Source organism: Acinetobacter sp. YH12086 (assembly GCF_013419345.1).
Classification (GTDB): Bacteria; Pseudomonadota; Gammaproteobacteria; order Pseudomonadales; family Moraxellaceae; genus Acinetobacter; species Acinetobacter amyesii.
Genome location: NZ_VPAF01000008.1, coordinates 15,416 through 37,250, shown reverse-complemented (window position 1 = coordinate 37,250; position 21,835 = coordinate 15,416). Strand labels below are relative to the sequence as shown.

General features: G+C 41.7%; 15 protein-coding genes. 2 read left to right on the top strand and 13 right to left on the bottom strand.

Features of this window, described 5'->3' with window-relative positions:
• The first annotated feature begins 153 nt into the window (after positions 1–153).
• Both FTU29_RS10280 and pgaB (FTU29_RS10275) read left to right on the top strand, forming a co-directional pair.
• On the top strand, positions 154–1,866 hold the full coding sequence (locus FTU29_RS10280) for a flotillin family protein (protein ID WP_078192981.1): 1,713 nt from the start codon (positions 154–156) through the stop codon (positions 1,864–1,866).
• A gap of 306 nt (positions 1,867–2,172) precedes the next feature.
• Positions 2,173–3,429 carry a poly-beta-1,6-N-acetyl-D-glucosamine N-deacetylase PgaB gene (pgaB, locus tag FTU29_RS10275; RefSeq protein WP_180121695.1) on the top strand — a complete coding sequence of 419 codons (1,257 nt, stop codon included), beginning with the start codon at positions 2,173–2,175 and terminating at the stop codon, positions 3,427–3,429.
• Between the two features lie 54 nt (positions 3,430–3,483).
• On the opposite strand, the gene pgaD is transcribed toward pgaB (FTU29_RS10275), so the two are convergent.
• From pgaD to sdhC, 13 genes are all read right to left on the bottom strand, one after another.
• On the bottom strand, positions 3,484–3,996 hold the full coding sequence (gene pgaD, locus FTU29_RS10270) for a poly-beta-1,6-N-acetyl-D-glucosamine biosynthesis protein PgaD (protein ID WP_180085132.1): 513 nt from the start codon (positions 3,994–3,996) through the stop codon (positions 3,484–3,486).
• Positions 3,983–5,254, bottom strand: a complete 1,272-nt coding sequence (pgaC, locus tag FTU29_RS10265) for a poly-beta-1,6-N-acetyl-D-glucosamine synthase (protein ID WP_180121693.1) — start codon at positions 5,252–5,254, stop codon at positions 3,983–3,985. Before pgaC ends, pgaD begins: the two co-directional genes overlap by 14 nt.
• A complete protein-coding gene (pgaB, locus tag FTU29_RS10260; protein ID WP_257226918.1) occupies positions 5,254–7,119 on the bottom strand; it encodes a poly-beta-1,6-N-acetyl-D-glucosamine N-deacetylase PgaB in 1,866 nt (621 codons plus the stop codon). Before pgaB (FTU29_RS10260) ends, pgaC begins: the two co-directional genes overlap by 1 nt.
• Positions 7,119–9,575: a poly-beta-1,6 N-acetyl-D-glucosamine export porin PgaA gene (gene pgaA / locus FTU29_RS10255; protein WP_180121691.1), complete on the bottom strand. Its 2,457-nt coding sequence runs from the start codon at positions 9,573–9,575 to the stop codon at positions 7,119–7,121. The genes pgaB (FTU29_RS10260) and pgaA overlap by 1 nt, the downstream gene beginning before the upstream one ends.
• 232 nt (positions 9,576–9,807) lie before the next feature.
• Positions 9,808–10,698 carry a succinate--CoA ligase subunit alpha gene (gene sucD, locus FTU29_RS10250; protein WP_180121689.1) on the bottom strand — a complete coding sequence of 297 codons (891 nt, stop codon included), beginning with the start codon at positions 10,696–10,698 and terminating at the stop codon, positions 9,808–9,810.
• 13 nt (positions 10,699–10,711) lie between these two features.
• A complete protein-coding gene (sucC, locus tag FTU29_RS10245; protein WP_078192988.1) occupies positions 10,712–11,878 on the bottom strand; it encodes an ADP-forming succinate--CoA ligase subunit beta in 1,167 nt (388 codons plus the stop codon).
• 180 nt (positions 11,879–12,058) lie between these two features.
• The gene (lpdA, locus tag FTU29_RS10240; RefSeq protein ID WP_168379217.1) at positions 12,059–13,489 is read right to left on the bottom strand and encodes a dihydrolipoyl dehydrogenase; all 1,431 of its coding nucleotides are present in this window, start codon (positions 13,487–13,489) and stop codon (positions 12,059–12,061) included.
• 60 nt (positions 13,490–13,549) lie between these two features.
• On the bottom strand, positions 13,550–14,767 hold the full coding sequence (odhB, locus tag FTU29_RS10235) for a 2-oxoglutarate dehydrogenase complex dihydrolipoyllysine-residue succinyltransferase (protein ID WP_078192990.1): 1,218 nt from the start codon (positions 14,765–14,767) through the stop codon (positions 13,550–13,552).
• Positions 14,768–14,783: 16 nt separating this feature from the next.
• Complete coding sequence (locus FTU29_RS10230; RefSeq protein ID WP_111884450.1) at positions 14,784–17,606, bottom strand: 2-oxoglutarate dehydrogenase E1 component; 2,823 nt, start codon at positions 17,604–17,606, stop codon at positions 14,784–14,786.
• A gap of 795 nt (positions 17,607–18,401) precedes the next feature.
• Positions 18,402–19,109 carry a succinate dehydrogenase iron-sulfur subunit gene (locus FTU29_RS10225; RefSeq protein WP_078189905.1) on the bottom strand — a complete coding sequence of 236 codons (708 nt, stop codon included), beginning with the start codon at positions 19,107–19,109 and terminating at the stop codon, positions 18,402–18,404.
• Between the two features lie 14 nt (positions 19,110–19,123).
• Positions 19,124–21,022: a succinate dehydrogenase flavoprotein subunit gene (gene sdhA, locus FTU29_RS10220; RefSeq protein ID WP_078192991.1), complete on the bottom strand. Its 1,899-nt coding sequence runs from the start codon at positions 21,020–21,022 to the stop codon at positions 19,124–19,126.
• Between the two features lie 12 nt (positions 21,023–21,034).
• Positions 21,035–21,400, bottom strand: a complete 366-nt coding sequence (sdhD, locus tag FTU29_RS10215; protein ID WP_078189907.1) for a succinate dehydrogenase, hydrophobic membrane anchor protein — start codon at positions 21,398–21,400, stop codon at positions 21,035–21,037.
• Complete coding sequence (gene sdhC / locus FTU29_RS10210; RefSeq protein WP_078192993.1) at positions 21,400–21,798, bottom strand: succinate dehydrogenase, cytochrome b556 subunit; 399 nt, start codon at positions 21,796–21,798, stop codon at positions 21,400–21,402. Before sdhC ends, sdhD begins: the two co-directional genes overlap by 1 nt.
• Positions 21,799–21,835: the final 37 nt, after the last annotated feature.

Genomic DNA, 21,835 nt, shown 5'->3' with positions numbered 1-21,835 from the left:
TCAGTTCTTTTAACACCATATAAATACATTTAACACGTCATACCTTCTGCATATATCGAAGTCATGATGAGTCAACAAAATACTGATTTTTAAACCAAACTTGTTAGCACTTTAGAGGGTTAACTTGAACTACAACAAAAGAGATAAACGTCCATGTTAGACATTATTCCAAGCGGTATCCTTGTTTCAGTCGGGATAATTTTTGCCGCACTTATTTTTATTGGTTTTATTATTGCTCGACTTTATCGTCGCTCAAGTAAAGAAATTTCATTTGTGCGTACAGGCTTCGGCGGTGAAAAAGTGATTTTAGGTGGCGGTGCCATTGTGCTTCCGGTGCTGCATGAAATTATTCCAGTCAATATGAACACCCTACGTCTTGAAGTACGCCGTGCAGATGACCAAGCGCTGATTACACGTGACCGTATGCGTGTCGATGTGATGGCGGAGTTCTATGTCCGTGTGAAACCAACCGCAGATTCGATTGCTACCGCAGCACAAACGTTAGGTCAAAAGACCATGTCACCGAATGAACTTAAGAATTTGGTTGAAGGCAAATTTGTTGACTCATTACGTGCAGTTGCCGCAGAAATGGCGATGGAAGAGTTGCATGAAAAACGCGTCGACTTCGTACAAAAAGTTCAGCAAGTGGTGTCTGAAGATTTACATAAAAACGGTTTGGAACTTGAAACTGTTTCATTAACTGGCTTAGACCAAACAGGCTTTAAATACTTTAACCCACAAAATGCGTTCGATGCTGAAGGTTTAACTAAACTGACAGAAACCATTGAAGACCGTCGTCGTAAACGTAATGCGATTGAACAAGATGCAGATCTTGCAATTAAGACCAAGAACTTAGAAGCAGAACAAGCACGTCTACAAATTTTGCGTGAAGAAGAATATGCAAAACTGCAACAAGAACGTGAAATTTCAATCCGTCGTGCAGAACAGCTTGCAGAAATTGCATCACAAGAAGCTGCGAAAAAACGTGAAGCCGAAGAAGCGCGTATTGCTGCTGAACGTGAAGTTGACTTAAAGCGTATTACTGCTGCACGTGACGTTGAAAATCAAAATATTCAAAAGTCACAAATTATTCAGCAAGCCCAAGTGGAACAAAAGAAAACCATTGAACTCGCTGAGCAAGACCGTGCCATTGCCATTGCTGAAAAATCTCGTGCCGAATCTGAAGCTAAAGCACATGCCGATCAAGCACGTGCTCAAGCGGTAAAAGCCGAAGAAGAAGTGATTACCGTTCGTCAAATCCAACAAGCTGAACGTCAAAAAGCTGTTGAATTGGTCTCTGCGAAAGAAAAAGCGGAGAAAGATGCGATTGCCATTACTGTCGCGGCTGAAGCGGGTAAACAAGCAGCCGCAGATGAGGCTGAAGCTATCCGTATTGCAGCTGAAGCCGAAGCTGAAAAAGTTCGCTTAAAAGCCAAAGGTGAAGCTGACGCAAAAGTTCTGTTGGCTCAAGCGATGGAAAAACAATACCAAGTTGATGCTGAAGGTACACGTGCAGTGAACGAAGCAAACAACGTATTGTCATCTGAACAGGTTGAAATGCAAATTCGTTTAGCGATGCTGAAATACTTACCAGAAATCATTCGCGAAAGTGTTAAACCAATGGAAAACATTGATGACATTAAGATTTTGCAAGTAAATGGTCTAAATGGTGGTCATGCAGGTTCTTGCCAAGGTGATGCTCACCACGAAGGCAGTGGCAATGTTGCCTTATCAGACCAAGTGGTGAATAGTGCCTTACGCTACCGCAGCCAGGCCCCACTGATTGATAGCTTGATGAGTGAGCTTGGTATCCAAGGTGGCGATATTAACGGTTTAACTCAGAGCTTAAACAAAAAAGCTGGTTAATTCGTTTTACACGCTAAAAAAACCGCAGCTTAATCCTGCGGTTTTTTTTATTGAGATCATCGACAAGGAAGACTTACGAGAGCTTAAATAATTCGTTCAGTACCAAATCATGACTGTAAAATGACGAAATACTGGATCACAACAAAGTGCAAACCAAATCACACTTTTAAGAATAACCCTTCCCCTGCAATCTTGCTACAATCTTCAAATTCATCATATTCTGCTTAGCTATACCTGCCAAAACGTGCAGCAAAATATGCGATGAACACATTCACGAATGATAATACGCTCAGTGCAAATATAAATATGACTTCTTCCTTAAATGCCGTTACTTCCAAACGCCCCTTTAAAAAATTAATAGGCCTAATGACCTGCCTCGGTTTGGTCTTTTCAGGCTGTAGCAGTGCCGAAACTGTACGTATTACCCACCACCCAATACAAGATTTGGTCAAGCAATATGCATCAGCCAATCCTGTACATCAAACCTTGACCAGCGATATACAAAAGCCAAGCATTACAAAACGTATGCGCATTATGCATATCGACTTAGATTATGTATATGATGCCAATCAGGCTCAACAAGAAAAAAATATCCGCGCTTTGATCGAACGTATCCGTCACATTGAAGCCAATACGATTTTTCTACAAGCTTTTGCAGACCCTGATGCCAATGGTTCGGCTGATGCTGTGTATTTTAAAAATCGCTATATCCCAATGCGCTCAGATTTATTTCAACGTGTTTTGCATGAGATACGACAGCAGACTCAAGTAAAAACTGTATATGCATGGCTGCCTTTAATTGCGTGGGAGTTCCCAAAACAATACCCGCTGCAATATGTAAAAAGCCAAAGTGAAAAGAAAGGTTATATTCGGATATCGCCCTTTGACCCGAAAAACCAACAATACACAGCAGAAATTTTTCTAGACTTTATTCAGCAAAATAAAGTGGATGGCATTCTCTTTCATGACGATATTACCCTCAATGATTTTGAGGATAATAGTGCCGCAGCACTTCAGACCTACAAAACTTGGGGCTTCGATCAACAATTGATTGGACAGCCAAAGCATGCGCAGCAGCTTGAATTTTCACGCTACAAAACCGCTTATTTAGATCAATTTGCTGAAGGCATCAGTCAGATTTTAAAACAGCAGCAACCCGACTTACATTTTGCTCGTAATATGTATGCAGAAGCCGTGCTGAACCCGAACAGTGAAAAATGGTTTAGCCAGTCCAATGCCAGCACCTATCAACATTATGATTACAACGCCATCATGGCCATGCCCTATATGGAAAAGTCAGATGACCATCGTCAGTTTTATTTAAACTTGATTGAACGTGCCAAAAAATATGACCCCAATTTGAACCGTACCATTTTTGAACTCCAAGTGACCGATTGGAATCATCAAAAACCCATTTCCAATCAGGAGCTCACTGACACCATCCGTTTACTAGAACAACATGGTGTGCAACATATTGGGTATTATCCAGATGATTTCGTGCAAAATCATCCAGATGCACAGCAAATAAAAAAGGCATTTGCACCTGCCCTAGCTACGGACTGATACCAATGCCTACATCATCAGATCTAGGATTTTAGATCTGATGAAGAACGCTGATCAGCTGTTGATTTTATAGTGTTCTAATTGACCTTCATCCGTATAGTGCAAGGTGATATTTTTTGATTCTCGCATCGTGGCTATATCACTGGCTTTTACATGAAAGCTTTTCGCCAAATCTTCATCTTGAGCATTCTCAGGCGCCTTTCGTCGGTCTTCACCGTGAAAACGCAGCCAGTTATAACTTGCCCAAACAAATAGACAGCAAATAAAGATTCCGATTGAGAAAATCAATTTCATGATCGTTAGACTGGTCATCGGTTGGGACTGATCCATAACCTGTGAATACACCACCGTGCCTTCAAACCACCAAAACACAAGGGTTAATAGCGGTAAAAACAACCACATCCAAAGCATCCACCCGACTGCCATCAGACCATAGCCTGCTGACTTGCGTTTGACGTATTCAGGTTTATCAATATATTCAGGTAATTCAAGCAATGATTCATCTTGAATAATTTTAAAATCTGAATCTGCAACCGGCTTCTGATTTTGTAAATTAACTTGGTTCATTGTTTTCCTCCCCTCTAAATCCACGGTCTGGACTGACCCAACGCGCACGCTGTTGGGTTTTGAAAATAGTCTTTGGCAAAGCAACGACCGTGGTCAGCATGGCTAAGATCCAGAAAAATAAGGGATACCAAATCACCCAAAAATAATTTCGCAGTAAGCGTTTTTTGTCGTAAGCGCGATCGATCCATAAACTCACGAGGAACTGGAATAAACAGGTCACGCCTAAAATCACTCCATACCATTGAGGTAATAGTGATTGGATCGCCCACTCACCCGGTAATGAGAAAAATAGACCATAAAAATACAAGACAAAAATACTGAACATGACATATGCCCAGATCACGCTAATGATAGATTCGAATGCAATCGGCCACATCCGACGTAAACGCCATTTAAATATTTTAGGTAAATAGGCAAATAGTACTTCGATGCCGCCTTGAGCCCAACGTAAACGTTGTTTCCAAAGTCCATTAAATGTTTCTGGCATATAGATATAGCAAAGGGCTTGCGGTACATAGTGCAAATCCCAATGATCAAACTGCAAACGCCATGACACGTCAATATCTTCTGTGATCATGTCATCACGCCAATAACCGATGCGGTCTAGTGCCGTTTTTCTGAAACCTGCAATTGCACCCGACACTGTAAAAATACGACCATAGGTTCTTTGAGATCGCTTGATTAAGCCAATAATCGAAGAAAACTCTCCAACCTGAATTTTACCCAAGATGCTTGAACGGTTCACAATACGTGGATTACCGGTTACAGCGCCCACGCGTGGAAAACTGGTCAGATGATGCATCATCCAAAGTGCCGAATGCGGATGCAGCAATGCGTCACCATCAATACAAATCAGGTATTCAAATTGGCTGACCATCGCGCCTGCACGTAACGCATACGCTTTACCCTGATTCTCAGCCAAATGCACCACACGCAATCTCGGATATTCGAGTGCCAATTGGTCTAAAATTTCAGCGGTTCGATCTTTGCTGCCATCATTCACCGCAATCACTTCAAAATTTGGATATTGGCTCTGCATCGCATATCGAATCGTGTCACGTACCTGTGCTTCTTCATTAAAGCAAGGAACAATAATGCTACAACCGTGTACGGTTGGCACGGGAAGTTCAGGTTGTTTCCATTCTCGCTTTAAGTAGAACCACACGCCTCCAGCAATCCAAATCCACGCCATAAACAAGGGGTATAGGAAAGCAAAGGCAAAAAACAGATCGTTAAAACTCAGTTCCCATTCTTGCATTACTGACCTCCTCGTATATACGGATCACGATAAGTCAGTGGACTGCCATTCAAGCTGATGCTTTGATATAGGTGATGTTGAACGCGTTCGCCATCCTGAAGCTGATAATTATTCAGTCCGATTTTTTGAACCGACGCTGCCCGTAAAGCCTGATAGTTTTGCTGATACTGTGTCCAATCTTTCTCGCTCATATTTGGATTGATATCTAAACTGACAATCAAACGTTGCTTTTGCTCTGTATTCAAAGTCTTCAATGCGGACATAAAAGCTTTAAAACTTTGCGGATGCTGACCTGGATTAATACTTAAATACAGAAAGTCCGATGCTGTTAAGGCACGAGTCACTAAAGGTTTTAATCCAGAAAATTGATGTCCAGTTAAATTCACTTTGAGCGCGGTTTGGTTGTCATTACTAATATTGGAATAAAAATGCGCTTGCGCCTTACTACGCTCTTTAATCGCAATAATTTTTTGCACTTGCTCGGTACATGCGGTTGACCACTGTGTTGAATGAATTGCACAGTCCAAGCTGTTACCGGTGTTAATAATTAAACCTTCAAGCGAACTATTGTTTTTCAATAGATCTGCCGTTAGGTCTGCCAAATTAATCCCCTGCTGTAACTCCAAACTGATTGGGAGCTGAGCATACACTCGATTACCAATTCGTGTACGGGCTTGCCACACAGTGCGATTCAGTAAATCTTGTTGCATCGGTAGTTTTGAATTTGGGAAAAATAAGGCATCAATTTTGCCGTCACCATCATGATCAACAGCGGCATTTAAAAGCAATGTATTGGTTTTTAACGCATTGACCTGATCTAATAATCCACCCAATTTCTGATCTGATTGCTCAGCTGTTGGCGCTTGTAATTCAGCCAAATTAAAATTCAGGAATGTTTTACGTTGTTTATAAGGCGCACGAGCTTCAACGATAAAGTCTTCCATATTTTGGTGGATAAACTCTGGTGTTGGGTTATCCATAATCAAGGCACGCTGATAGGTATGCACTGAATCTGCCTGACTGACCACATTACCTAAGCTAAACGACATGGGCAGTCCTGCTTTACGTGCATATCCCTCAATTTCCGGTGTAACTGCACCGTATGGCCAGAAGATTGCCATACTATGAATACCCAGTTGACGATCGAGTTCTTGTTTAGATTTCTTCAAATCTTGCACAATACGCTGCTCAAACTCAGCATCGGTTTCATAACGATTTTGAGCTGGAAAATACTGACGTGTAATCGCAGCAGGTTCCATATTTTTTTGTGGGTTTGCCAAAATACCATGATGCAGATCATCCGAATGCGACACAAATTCGGCATATCCCGACTTTTGCATTTCCCGCATTTGATCCCAATTCATCAAATTACCCACACCATAAGCTTCATAAGCATCTTTGGTATTACCATTAATCCAACTGGTTGGAATAGCAAAAACTGCAGGAAATTGATATTGCTTTAACAATGGAAAAACTTTGCTATAACTACTTAGCGCACCATCATCAAAGGTTAATAACAGCGCCTTTTCAGGTAGCTTTTTCTTTTGTAAGCGAGCCTGCATGACATCTTCTAAACGAATGGGTTGCCAACCTTCTCGTTTAATCCACGCAAAATATTGCCCAAGATTTTGCGTACTAATCGCATAGACATCTCGGTCACCACGTTTGGCTACATCATCTCGAACATCATGAAAGGTCAGCGTTACAAATTGGTTATGTGCGGTACTTTCATCAAGTTCAGGCATCGCCAAATTTGCAGTTTTTGGCACATTATTGTCAGCAAAAAGATATGTCGTACTGATGGGCAAAGTCACAGCTAGAACTAAGCTTTGCTTCAACATGCGGTGTATTAATGTATTTTTCATTAGAAGCGCCCCTCAAAACCAACAACTGCATAACTACGATCTTCATCTTTTCCGTCATACGGATGTGAACCCCAACCTATGCCGTAGTTCAATTTCCACGTGCGTGAGAGTTGCCAATCATGTTGATAATACAAATTATAAATCGGACGACTTGAGTATCCTTTTTGTCTGAATGTACCGATAGTTGCTGCAAAGTGTTGGTTAAAATGACGTTCATAATCACGCCATGTCATCCAATCATGTTCCAATGTCACTTCAGCGCTATAGTTATGTTCAGGGTTAAAATAAGGCACATCAACCGGATCATTTTTTCCGTAATAACCACGCAGTGTTGCCGCAGAAATATGATGCGGAGATTGCTGGAATTGTTGTTTAAAATATCCAGAGAGTTCTTGGCGTAGATTTCCATCATCAATATCGGTCAATTGAAAACTTGCGCCTGCCTTGCGTGATTCATTTTGTTGCCAGTTCAATGCAAAACGATAAGCCTGCCCTTCATGATCCTGTGCCAAAGATTGCAATGGAATATCCGCTTGGCTGTCATAACCCAGTGCATAGTTCCAATGATCATTTAACCAATGTGACCAATCCAATTGCACACCAAAACGGTCGCCATCGGTGCTTTGAGAGAATAATGCAGATGCAGCTTTACGATCCGAAGCCCACTCTAAACCCATGCCAATCCGCTGGTCTTTTAATTTGCCAGACTCATACTTCGACCAACGATTGCTATGGTCTGCAAAGAGTCGATAATTATCGTAAAACCATGGGCTATTGATACGCGTCCAGTTTTCCTGTTCACGTGAACCTTTCAGGCGATTTTGTACACGAGGATCATCAGACTCACTTTTCGCAAAGGTACTTTGATGTTGAATTGACGCACGATTCCGATCATCCAATTCTTTTTTACTTTGTTTTACGCCCGTATCATCACCGACATGGCTGACCATATATTGATTGAGTTCACGCCAAGCTTGAATTTGACTTAAAGCTTGAAAATTCTGCATGCGGTTAATTTGCGTTCCCTGTGAAATTGGCTCTAAGCTGTTCTGCTGCGCCAAAGTGTGCTGGGACTGCTCTGGTTTTTCACGCCAACGTTGAATTAATGCCAAATTATTTTGATACCCGATATTGCCGGGAGCCTTTGCTGTTAAGTTATTGAAATAACGTTCAGCTTTTTCATGTTCATTGCGATAAGCAAAGTTCAATCCCTTCAACGCAATAAATTCAGTACGATCATCGTGTGGCGCCTTATCAACCCCTTTCGCATTACTATAAACAAAGGTCGGCAACTGTTTGTCCATGGTCTCAATTAACTGATTGGCTTGTTTAAATTTTTCTTGTTCGATCAAGCTATAGTACAAACCAGCATAGACGTTATAGTCAGCATAATTTTTTTCAGCAAATAAACTCTGATATAAAGGCTCAGCTTTTTCAGGTTGACGTAATTTTAAATAACTGTCTGCCAAAGCATGTCGTACATAAGCAGGCATTTCTTTAGCTGTTTGACCGGTTTTTTCTACTTGTGCTAGTGCCTGCTTTGAAGCATTACGTGCATTTAAGGCATAGATATATTCATAATAAAATTTACGTTTACTGGCTTCATCTGCAGGAAGTGAGTCTTCATAAGCACTCATTTCAGCCAGAACACGATCTAGTGGTTCAAATGCCGTTGCCCCACGCTTCATATCAAACGCATTTTTTGAGGCTTGAATGCCTTGTTGGATACGCTGTGAGAACTCATTCATCTTGAGCAAATGTTGCAACACTGGCGTAGAACCATTGAGTCCATTGGCCTGAATATAGCTTTGCGCAGTGGCAAAATCGCTATTTTGCAACAGAGCCAAGACATACTGTTCTTGGGTATCTGCATTTGGCTGTTTTTCTAGCGCATATTTCGCTGCATTGAGCGATTCAGCAGGCATATCCAATAATCGATAGGCATAAGATAGTTGCGAAAGATAATCTGCACCAAGCGACTGTAAGTTGAGATTTGCCATTTTTTGTTTTGCTTGATCTTTTTGACCTGATTCTGCCAGCAACACACCCTGCCAAATCAACCAGTGTTCCGATTGATCCTGCTGATAAAATTTTTGTGCCCACTGTAAGGCTTGATCATATTGTTTAAGATCACGTAAAGCTTTGATGACACTGACTTTGCCATAATCTGGAAACGTCGCTGGACTAATCTTCGCCAAGTAGGCCACATCTCTAGAGCTAAAGGTTGCATTTGCATAACGCAGGAGCGTGTAATCTGCAATGAGCTTCTGATTTTCAGGATGTTGCGCTAATAAAACTTGTAATTGGTTAAATCCCTGATCCAATTTACCGACACGGATATCCGCAACACTTTGTTCTCTTTGCTGATCAATATTATCAACTGCAAATACAATCGTAGGAAGGCTCGAAAAAATCGACAAGAAACATAGACGAGATAAATAAGATTTATAAATCATGATTATTCACGTTAGAAGAGTAATTATTCATCAAATTAAATTAATGTGATGTGTTTCACATTATATCATGTTTTAACCGATTAAATTTGGTTAATTATTCATACTAAAGTGTTAATAATGAATGAGAATATGCTGATTTTATAAATTTTCTTTACTATTCAACCACTATTATAAAATAAAAATAAAAAAACCCCTCATTTGAGGGGTTTTTATTAACAGAAACTTACCGTACTTAAGCAAGACCTTTAGACTTTAAAACTTCGTACATAGTCGAGCCTAATTCAGCAGGACTACGGGTATAGGCCATACCGGCTTTTTCAAAGGCAGCGAATTTCTCTTCTGCTGTGCCTTTACCGCCCGAAATGATCGCGCCTGCATGTCCCATACGTTTACCTTTTGGTGCAGTCACACCCGCGATATAACCTACAACAGGCTTAGTTACATTCGACTGGATATATTCAGCCGCTTCTTCTTCTGCTGTACCACCAATCTCACCAATCATGATGATCGCTTCAGTTTGTGGGTCGTCTTGGAACAGCTTTAAGCAATCAATTTGGTTCATGCCCGGAATTGGATCTCCCCCAATACCGATACACGTCGACTGACCTAGACCCAGCTTCGTGGTTTGCGCTACAGCTTCATAGGTCAGAGTCCCTGAACGCGAGATAATGCCGATTTTACCCGGTTGATGAATATGCCCCGGCATAATACCGATCTTACATTCACCCGGAGTAATAATCCCTGGACAGTTCGGACCAATTAGACGTGCATTATTACCATAGGTTTCTAGGTAACGTTTAGCTTTTAGCATATCGAGTGTCGGTACACCTTCCGTAATCACAACGATCAGCTCAACACCTGAATCAATCGATTCAATAATTGAATCTAGGACAAATGGTGCCGGTACATAAATCGAAGTTGCCGTTGCACCCGTTTCACGTACCGCTTCTTTCATGGTATTGAATACGGGTAGATTCAAATGTTGTGTGCCGCCCTTACCCGGAGTCACCCCACCGACCACTTTTGTGCCGTAAGCAATTGACTGTTCAGAATGGAATGTGCCGTTTTTACCGGTAAAACCTTGTACCAATACTTTGGTGTCTTTATTAACTAATACGCTCATGATCTCTACTCCCTTAGCCTTTTACCGCAGCAACAATTTTTTCTGCAGCATCAGCCAAGCCATTTGCAGAAATCAATTTCAAACCTGATTCATCAAGTAATTTTGCACCCAACTCTGCATTGTTCCCTTCTAGACGAACAACCACAGGTACAGTCACATTTACTTCTTGAACCGCTGCAATAATTGCTTCAGCAATCATGTCACAACGTACAATTCCGCCAAAAATATTAATTAATACACCCTGCACAGAACTATCCGCCAAAATGATTTTAAAGGCTTCAATTACGCGTTCTTTGGTCGCGCCGCCTCCGACATCTAGGAAGTTTGCAGGTTGACCACCATATAGCTTGATGATGTCCATGGTTGCCATCGCTAGACCAGCACCATTCACCATACAGCCAATATTGCCTTCTAAGGCAACATAGTTCAGATCAAACTCAGAGGCTTTCAGCTCACGCTCATTTTCTTGCGTTTTATCGCGTAGTGCTGCGATTTCTGGTAAGCGATATAAAGCATTTGAGTCGATACCAATTTTTGCATCCACACATAAAATCTCGCCATTTTCACGTACGGATAACGGGTTAATTTCAAATAAAGCAAAATCATTTTCAATAAATGCTTGATAAGCCGCAGACATGATTTTGACAAATTGATTCACTTGACCATCTTTTAGGTTTAAAGCAAACGCCACTTCACGTGCTTGGAATGGTAACAATCCCACTAGAGGATCTACTTCAACTTTAATAATTTTTTCAGGCGTTTCTTCTGCAACTTTCTCAATTTCAACACCGCCTTCAGTCGATGCCATAAAGGTCACACGACGGCTAGAACGGTCAACTACAGCACCTAGGTACAATTCACGCTCTACTGGATAAACATCTTCAGATACCAAAATACCGCTGACGGGTTGACCTAATGCATCTGTTTGATAAGTGACTAAGCGTGAGCCGACCATTTGGTTCACATAATCAGTGGCTTCTTGTGCAGATTTTACGACTTTAACGCCGCCTGCTTTACCACGACCACCTGCATGCACTTGGGCTTTGAGTACCGCAAACTTACCACCCAGTTGCTCAAAAGCTTTGACTGCTTCTTCTGCGGTAGTTACAAATACGCCTTCTTGGACTGGCATACCATATTTTTTTAATAACGCTTTAGCTTGATATTCGTGTAGATTCATTGAACAACCTTTTACTCTTTCTTCGCTTTGTTATGACCCATTAAAGCCCAGACATCCGTCAAAGCAGCTTTAACCTTTTTAAATCTTAAAATATTTCTTATCTTTATTTTTAGATGATTATTCAAATTAAAACAACCATCTGAAACAAAAAAGAGCGGCCTAAGCCGCTCTTTTTACATCTTATTTACGTTTACGCTGAATCGCGTGAATTGCACGTCCATCGACTGCAAGTGCAGCTTCGTGAACGACTTCAGAGAATGTCGGGTGACCGAAAGTCATTAACTGTAGGTCTTCAACACTTGATACGAACTCAAGTGCGATCATACCTTGGTGTACGATATCAGACGCTGCAGGTCCAATCACGTGCATACCGAGTAGACGATCTGTCTTCGCATCAGCAACAAACTTAACAAAGCCTGCGTTTTCACCAGCAGCCATTGCACGACCATTTGCAGCGAAACCAAATTGACCTGTTTTAACTTCGTGGCCTTTTTCTTTCGCTTGCTCTTCTGTTAAACCAACCCACGCCGCTTCTGGGTGTGTGTAAATTACAGAGATGATAGTGTCATAGTTCACTTGAGCTGCGTGACCGTGGATACGCTCAACAGCCATTACGCCTTCTTCCATTGCTTTATGTGCAAGCATTGGACCACGTACCAAGTCACCAATTGCGTATACACCTTCAACTGAAGTTGCACACCAATCGTTTACTTCAACTAAACCGCGTTCAGTGAGTTTAATGCCTGAATCTTCGGCCAATAAACCTTCTGCATATGCTTTACGGCCCACACAAACGATCAATTTATCGAAAGTTTGAGTTTTGTCTTCGCCGCCTTGAGTGTACTTAACAGTAACTTCACGGCCATTGACTTCTGTACCAGCAACTTTAGCGCCAACACGGATATCAAGGCCTTGTTTAGTCAATACTTTTTGGTAGTCTTTTGCCAAAGCCTTATCAGCCATTGGCAAGAATGCATCCATTGCTTCAAATACAACAACTTCAGAACCAAGACGACGCCATACTGAACCAAGTTCAAGACCAATTACACCCGCGCCGATTACGCCAAGACGTTTAGGCACTTCTGGGAACTCAAGCGCACCAGTAGAGTCAACAATAATGTCTTGGTCTACAGGAGCAACAGGAATATTTACCGGCACAGAACCCGATGCAAGGATTACATATTTAGGTTCTAAAATTTGAGTTTCACCTTCGTGAGATACAAACTCAACTTTCTTACCTGCAAGTAATTTACCTGTACCTTTTAACCATTCGATACCATTGCCTTTAAGTAGGCCATCAATACCCATTGTTAATTGGTTAACAATTTTGTCTTTACGATCAAGCAGTTTTGCAAGATCAAATTTCACTTCACCAGTCGTAATACCGTGGTCATCTAAGTGATGAACGGTATCTTCATAGCGGTGAGATGAATCAAGTAATGCTTTAGATGGGATACAACCCACGTTTAAGCAAGTACCACCTAAAGATGGTTTACCTTTATGAATACGTTTTTCAATACAAGCTACTTTAAAGCCTAATTGAGCAGCGCGGATAGCAGCTTCATAACCACCAGGACCGCCACCAATAACAACTAAATCAAATTGAGACATGTGTATCTCCAAAAATGGGCTTAGAGGATCGCTCTAAGCCCATTGCATTATTCTGAAGTATTAAAGATCAAGGATTAGCTTAGCTGGTTCTTCTAACAATTCTTTGATTGTTACAAGGAAGCCTACTGCTTCTTTACCATCGATTAGACGGTGGTCATAAGAAAGCGCTAAGTACATCATTGGCAAGATTTCAACTTGACCATTTACAGCCATAGGACGTTCTTGGATTTTATGCATACCCAAAATCGCAGTTTGTGGCGTATTTAAGATAGGTGTAGAAAGCAAAGAACCGAAAGTACCACCATTAGTAATAGTGAATGTACCGCCAGTCATATCTTCGATACCCAATTTACCATCACGCGCTTTACCAGCGTATGCACGGATACCGTTTTCAACTTCAGCATAGTTCATGCGGTCAGTATCACGAAGAACTGGAACTACTAGACCACGGTCACTTGATACAGCAACACCGATGTCGTAGAAACCGTGGTAAACGATGTCATTGCCATCAATCGAAGCGTTTACAGCTGGGTAGCGTTTAAGTGCTTCAGTTGCCGCTTTAACAAAGAATGACATGAAGCCAAGACGTGCACCATGACGCTTTTCAAAAGCATCTTTGTATTGCGCACGCATTTCCATGATTGGTTTCATGTTTACTTCGTTGAACGTAGTCAACATTGCAGTTTCTTGAGTTGCAGCAAGTAGACGTTCAGCAACACGCTTACGAAGACGAGTCATAGGAACACGTTTTTCGATACGTTCACCAACAGCAACGCTTAATGGCGCAGCAGCAGGAGCAGCTGGTTTAGCTTGATGGTTTGCAACATCTTCTTTAGTGATGCGACCGCCACGGCCAGTGCCAGCAACGTCAGCAGCAGCAATGCCAGACTCAGTCAATGCTTTACGCACTGCAGGAGCTTGATCAGCAACAGGTTGAGCACGTTCAACAACAGGAGCAGCGCCCGCTTGAGTTTGCGCAGCAGCTTGTTCTACTTTCTCTTCTGATTGAACAGCTTGAGTTTGAGCAGCGCCAGAAGCAGCACCTTCTTCAAAAGTCGCAATCACTTCGTTCGATAAAACTGTATCGCCTTCGTTTTTAACGATTGCAGAAATCGTACCGTCAGCAGGAGCTACAACTTCTAAAACAACTTTATCTGTTTCAATATCACAAATCACTTCGTCACGTGATACTGCTTCACCTGGTTGTTTGTGCCAAGTTGCAACTGTACCGTCAGCAACTGACTCTGGGAATACCGGTGCTTTAATTTCGGTTGCCATTATTAAGAATCTCCTGTTATTCAGCTACGATAGCTAAAGCATCATTTACGAGCTGAGCTTGTTGTTTTGCGTGCAAATATGGTGAACCACAAGCCGGTGCAGCAGAAGCTTCACGACCTGCATAACTAATACGAACTTGTTTGCCCGCTTTCATCACGTCGTCATAAAGACGCGGAGCGATGAATAACCATGCACCTTGGTTCTTCGGTTCTTCTTGAGCCCAAACCAATTCTTTAACGTTTGGATATTGTGCCAGAACTTCAGCAAGACGTGCTTCTGGATACGGATACAATTGTTCAATACGAACGATTGCTGTGTTGTTCAATTCTTTTTCACGACGTTTTTCAAGTAAGTCGTAGTAAACCTTACCACCACAAAGCACTAGACGAGTTACGTCTGACTTGTTGATATTGTCAATTTCATCGATCACAGTTTGGAATGAACCATTTGCAAGTTCTTCTAAAGTAGACGTTGCAAGTTTGTGACGAAGAAGAGACTTCGGTGAAGTCACGATCATTGGTTTACGGATTGGACGAAGTGCTTGACGACGCATCGCATGGTAAATCTGCGCTGGTGTAGTCGGTGTGATCACTTGCATGTTTTCTTCAGCACATAGCTGTAAGAAACGCTCTAAACGAGCTGATGAATGCTCAGGACCTTGACCCTCAAAGCCATGTGGAAGAAGCATAGTCAGACCGCATACACGTTCCCACTTAGTTTCGCCAGACGCGATGAACTGATCGATTACAACCTGTGCACAGTTTGCGAAGTCACCAAATTGCGCTTCCCAAATGACAAGGCTCTTCGGAAGAGTCGTTGCATAACCGTATTCGAATGCAAGAACCGCCATTTCTGACAATAATGAGTCATAAATAGCTGTACGTGGTTGGTTTTCTTTCAAGTTACATAATGGAATGTAAGTTGAACCATCTACTTGGTTATGAAGTTTTGCATGACGGTGTGAGAATGTACCACGACCAACGTCTTCACCTGTTAAACGAACAAGGAAACCTTCATCTAGAAGAGACGCGTAAGCTAATGTTTCAGCAGCACCCCAGTTCAATGGCATTTCACCAGTCTGCATTTTCAGACGGTCATCAATCACTTTAGCAACCTGACGTTGCATCACGAAGCCTTCTGGAAGCTCGCGCATTTTCGCACCAAGCTCTTTTAGACGTTCGATTGGGAAAGTGGTATCCCATTTATCTGTGTATTCGTGGCCTAAGTAAGGTTTCCAGTCCACAAACATTTTTGTATTTGGCTCAAGTACCAACGCATTTGCAACGTGTTTACCTGCTTCAAGGTCAGAACGATACTGTTCAACCATTGCATCAGCAGAAGCGCGATCAAGAACACCTTCTTGTACAAGCTTGTCAGCATAAAGCGTACGTGTTGTCGCTTTTTTATTGATGATTTGATACATCATTGGCTGAGTTGCAGCTGGCTCGTCGGCTTCGTTATGACCACGACGACGGTAGCAGAACATATCGATTACAACATCTTTACGGAATGTATGACGGAAATCGTGTGCCAATTGAGAAACAAATAATACAGATTCAGGATCATCACCGTTCACATGGAAGATCGGTGCTTGGATCATTTTCGCGATGTCAGTACAGTATTCTGTAGAACGCGCATCACGTGGGTCAGACGTTGTGAAACCAACTTGGTTGTTTACAACGATATGAACTGTACCACCCACGGTATAACCGCGAGTTTGTGACATTTGGAAGGTTTCTTGGTTTACACCTTGACCTGCAAATGCAGCATCACCGTGAACGATGATTGGTAATACATCATCACCACCGATATCTTTACGACGTACTTGACGTGCGCGTACAGAACCTTCTACTACAGGTCCAACGATTTCTAAGTGTGATGGGTTAAACGCTAATGCCAAATGAACTTCGCCACCCGGAGTCATTACGTTTGAAGAGAAACCTTGGTGGTATTTAACGTCACCAGAGCCTTTTTTATGCAGAGATTTACCTTCAAACTCACCAAATAGATCAGCTGGGTTTTTACCCATGATGTTTACAAGAAGGTTTAAACGGCCACGGTGAGGCATACCGATAACCACTTCTTTACAGCCTACTGAACCTGCGCGTTGAATAAGTTCATTCACCATAGGAATGAAAGATTCACCACCCTCAACACCGAAACGTTTCGCACCAACGAATTTGTTACCAAGATATTTTTCTAGGCCTTCAGCTGCAGTTAGACGTTCAAGGATGTGTTTTTTCTGGTCTGCAGTGTAGCCAAATTGACCACGAGTACCTTCAAGGCGTTGTTGAATCCAACGTTTTTCTTTTGTATCAACAATGTGCATGTATTCAACACCAATTGAAGCAGTATAAGTTGCTTCCATTGCTTGAACCATTTCACCAAGTGTTGCTTCAGACTTACCGATTGCAAGGTTACCTGTATTAAATACAGTATCTAAGTCAGACTGAGTTAGACCGTGCGCAGCAAGATCTAGATCAGGCACGATTTCACGTTTTGCAAGACCAAGTGGATCTAATTTTGCGTTTTGATGACCACGGTTACGGTATGCAGCGATCAACTGTAATACACCAATTTGACGGCGTTCATGCTCAGAACTTACTGCACTTTGCACTACTGGCTGAACACGGCTTGAATTACGGCCTAATAATAGGAATTGCTCACGTACATTGCTGTGTGGTTGATCACCTTTCGGGAATTTATCGAAGTATTCACGCCAATCAGCCTCTACTGAGTCTGGAGCCGTTAGATACTGCTCATAAAGTTCTTCAATATACGCTGCACTGTCAGCGCTAAGTTCAGTGTCAAGACGCAGTGCGTCAGCAACTTCTTGCATTTGTGGACCCATTTCCTATTGCAAAACATTTCAGGATGCTTTTTAAGCGAACCCATGATTAGTAATGTCAAATTGGTAATATGACATTAGTCCCCATTAGGCTTAAGCCTTGAGGCGTTATCACTACATTAGGATTACCCAATGTGATTAATGAACAATAACGCCCTCAGCGGCATCATTACTCATTGAGAAATACCCGACCTAAATCGGGCAATTTTTGCAAATCATCTTAGAAAAAATAAATTTTTCGCAATTATCTTTTCTAAAGCGACTTTATTAACATTTATATACCTTCTACAGCGCTTAAATTGTAGAAAAAATGTACCCAATTCAAAGTCATTTTTTACATATAGTGATACTTTAAATGCTAACACGTTCGAGCATTTTCAATTGATTTTTTTGACACATACCTCTCATAAATTAGCGAAATACACTGTTTGTATTTTCATCTATGATATGGTGCTACATATAAAATGATCTTTCAATTAAGACAAAAGTCTACGTTCGATTATTACCTCATCTCATATACAAAAACAAAAGAGAGCTGACATTCCTATCCTCTCTCTTTTTACTACGTTACATAATAACATCTTCTAATCCTTTTGACAGACTTGAACGAGCGTTTCATCAATAAATAACCATTTATCTATCACTTTATACTTTTAATTCACTACGTTTCTATGAAATCCATTTATAACACTCTGCAATGACAGCGAATAACTTTCACTATCATCACTTTTATATATGACAAAAAAAGCGCACCCAATGGTGCGCTTCTTTTTACTGCTAAATCTATTAACCTAGATCTAAAAGCATATTACGGATGTGACCGATTGCTTTAGTTGGGTTAAGACCCTTAGGACATACAGATACACAGTTCATGATACCTTTACAACGGAACAATGAGAATGGGTCGTCAAGACGAGCCAAACGCTCTTGAGTTGCTGTATCACGAGAGTCAATGATGAAGCGATATGCGTTCAACAATGCTGAAGGACCCAAGAACTTGTCTGGGTTCCACCAGAATGATGGACATGAAGTTGAACAACATGCACAAAGAATACATTCGTACAAACCATCTAAATGTTCACGCTCTTCAGGAGACTGCAAACGCTCTTTAGGAGGCGCAGGCTGATTGTTGATTAGGAACGGATGGATTTTATTGTACTGATCGTAGAACTGATTCATATCTACAACCAAATCTTTAATTACTGGAAGACCTGGAAGTGGACGAATTGTGATCACTTCTGGTAAGTCATTTAGGTTCCAAAGACACGCCAAACCATTTTTACCATTAATGTTTACACCATCAGAACCACAAATACCTTCACGACATGAACGACGGAATGTTAATGATTCGTCTTGAACTTTTAATGCTAGAAGTGCATCAAGCAACATACGATGCTTATCAGTCAACTCTAGTTTAAAAGTTTGCATGTACGGAGCTGCATCCTTATCAGGATCGTAGCGGTAGATATTAAATGTACGAGTACCTCTACTCATCTTACTTCTCCCAATTAGAATGTACGTGGTTTAGGCGGAATAGCATCTACAGATAAAGGCTTGTAACGTACTGGTTTGTACTCAAGACGGTTATCTACAGAGAACCATAAAGTGTGTTTCATCCACTCATCATCACGACGACCGTATGGGTAGTCAGCATGATCAGGTGGTAATTCAAAATCTACCACTGTATGCGCACCACGACATTCTTTACGTGCAGCCGCAGAAATCAGTGTCGCTTTCGCAACTTCATACAGGTTTTCAACTTCTAGAGCTTCAACACGCGCTGTGTTAAATACTTTAGATTTGTCTTTCAAGTGAATGTTACGTACACGTGGTTCGAGCGCAAGAATCTGTTTCACACCCTCTTCAAGAAGTGCAGATGTACGGAATACACCAGCGTGATCTTGAACGATGTCACGGATTGCATCTGCAACTTCTTGAGCATTTTCACCAGAAGTTGATTCATCAAGATGACGAACACGATTCAAAGTTTTTTCAAGAACAGTTGTAGGAAGCGGCGCATATTCATCACCGTGGTGTTTAGTTACATAGTCAACAATATGTTCACCAGCAGCTTTACCAAATACAACCAAGTCAAGCAATGAGTTTGTACCTAGACGGTTAGCACCATGTACAGATACACATGAACATTCACCAATTGCATAGAAACCTTTCACTGGTTTAGTGAAATCACGGTCACCCGCATTGTGTGAGTACACACCAGTTTCTTTATTGTAGTTCGCAACCAAAGCTTCAGTTTCACGAGATACAGGTACAACCACTTGACCATGAATATTTGTAGGAATACCACCCATTTGGTAATGGATTGTAGGTACTACAGGAATTGGCTCTTTAGTGATGTCAACGTTCGCGAATTTCTTACCAATCTCAAATACAGATGGAAGACGTTTCATGATTGTTTCAGCACCAAGATGCGTCATATCAAGCAAGATGTAGTCTTTCTTAGGACCACAGCCACGACCTTCTTTAATTTCTTGGTCCATTGAACGTGATACGAAGTCACGAGGTGCCAAGTCTTTCAGTGTCGGAGCATAACGTTCCATGAACGGCTCACCAGCATCGTTACGAAGGATCGCACCTTCACCACGACAACCTTCTGTCAACAATACGCCTGCGCCCGCAACACCTGTTGGGTGGAATTGCCAGAATTCCATATCTTGTAATGGAATACCTGCACGAGCTGCCATACCAAGACCGTCACCAGTATTAATATAAGCGTTAGTAGATGCACGGTAAACACGACCAGCACCACCAGTAGCGAACAATGTTGCTTTACCTTGGAATACTGCAATTTTACCTGTTTCTTGGTCAATTGCTGTCACACCAAGCACATCACCCTCTTCATTACGGATCAAATCAAGTGCGATCCATTCAACGAAGAATTGAGTACCCATTTTCACGTTGCTTTGATAAAGCGTATGAAGAAGAGCGTGACCTGTACGGTCGGCAGCAGCACATGCACGTGGAACTGGTTTTTCACCATAGTTCGCAGCATGACCACCAAACGGACGTTGGTAAATTGTACCGTCAGCGTTACGGTCAAATGGCATACCTAGGTGTTCAAGCTCATATACAACTTGAGGCGCTTCACGAGTCATAAACTCAATTGCGTCTTGGTCACCTAACCAGTCAGAACCTTTAACTGTATCGTAGAAGTGGTAGTGCCAGTTATCTTCTTGCATGTTACCAAGAGATGCACCAATACCACCCTGCGCTGCAACAGTGTGTGAACGAGTTGGGAATACTTTAGTCAGTACAGCAACTTTCAAACCAGCTTGAGCAAGTTGGTAAGAAGCACGCATACCTGAACCACCACCACCAACGATGACTGCATCGAAAGTTAGGTGTGGAATATTTGTGTAATCTTCTTTAGGGGTTATAGCGCCCATGATATTTTCCTATCAATTTGCCCAAAAAATCTGGATCGCCCAGATCGCGTATGCAAATACTGCAACAATCACTGCAGAAGTCAGCACTAAACGCAGACCGTTTGCTGAAGGACCCATTTGACGAGTAGTCACATAGTCAGTGAATACTTGCCACATACCAATCCAAGCATGCGCAACAAGAGATAAGACAGACAATAAAGATAAAATCTTCATTGGTGTTGTCATCATAAAGCCATACCATTGCTCAAAAGTGAATCCGCTATTGCAAAGGATCCAGCCCAGCACAACAATAGTATAAACAGCCAATACAACGGCACTTACACGTTGGATAAACCAATCGCGCGAACCTGATCCTGTTAAACCTGTAGCACTTTTCATTAGAGAACAATCCATACAAATGCTGCAACAATACCGATTGCAGACAAGATCAATGAAATAGTAGCTGCGATACGACCACTTTGAAGTTCTTCAGCAACGCCAAGATCTGCAAATAGATGCTTGATACCACCGATAAGGTGATAAATTAAGCCGGCTACAAATACCCATACGACAAAACGCACAATAAAGCTATCAAACACAGCTTGAACTTGCGCAAAACCTTCAGGTGAAGATAAAGATTTGTCTAAAATCCAAAGAAGGACCGGTACGAGTAAAAATACGATAACACCTGATAGACGGTGTAAAATTGATGCAATAGCCACAGGGGATTTTAAGTTTACGTCTAAAACTTGACCCATGGACAAATTGACAGGTCTGTTGCTTTTCACAGCGGGCATCCTGTAAGTAAAAACTCCATCCGGAGTTTGTTGGAAT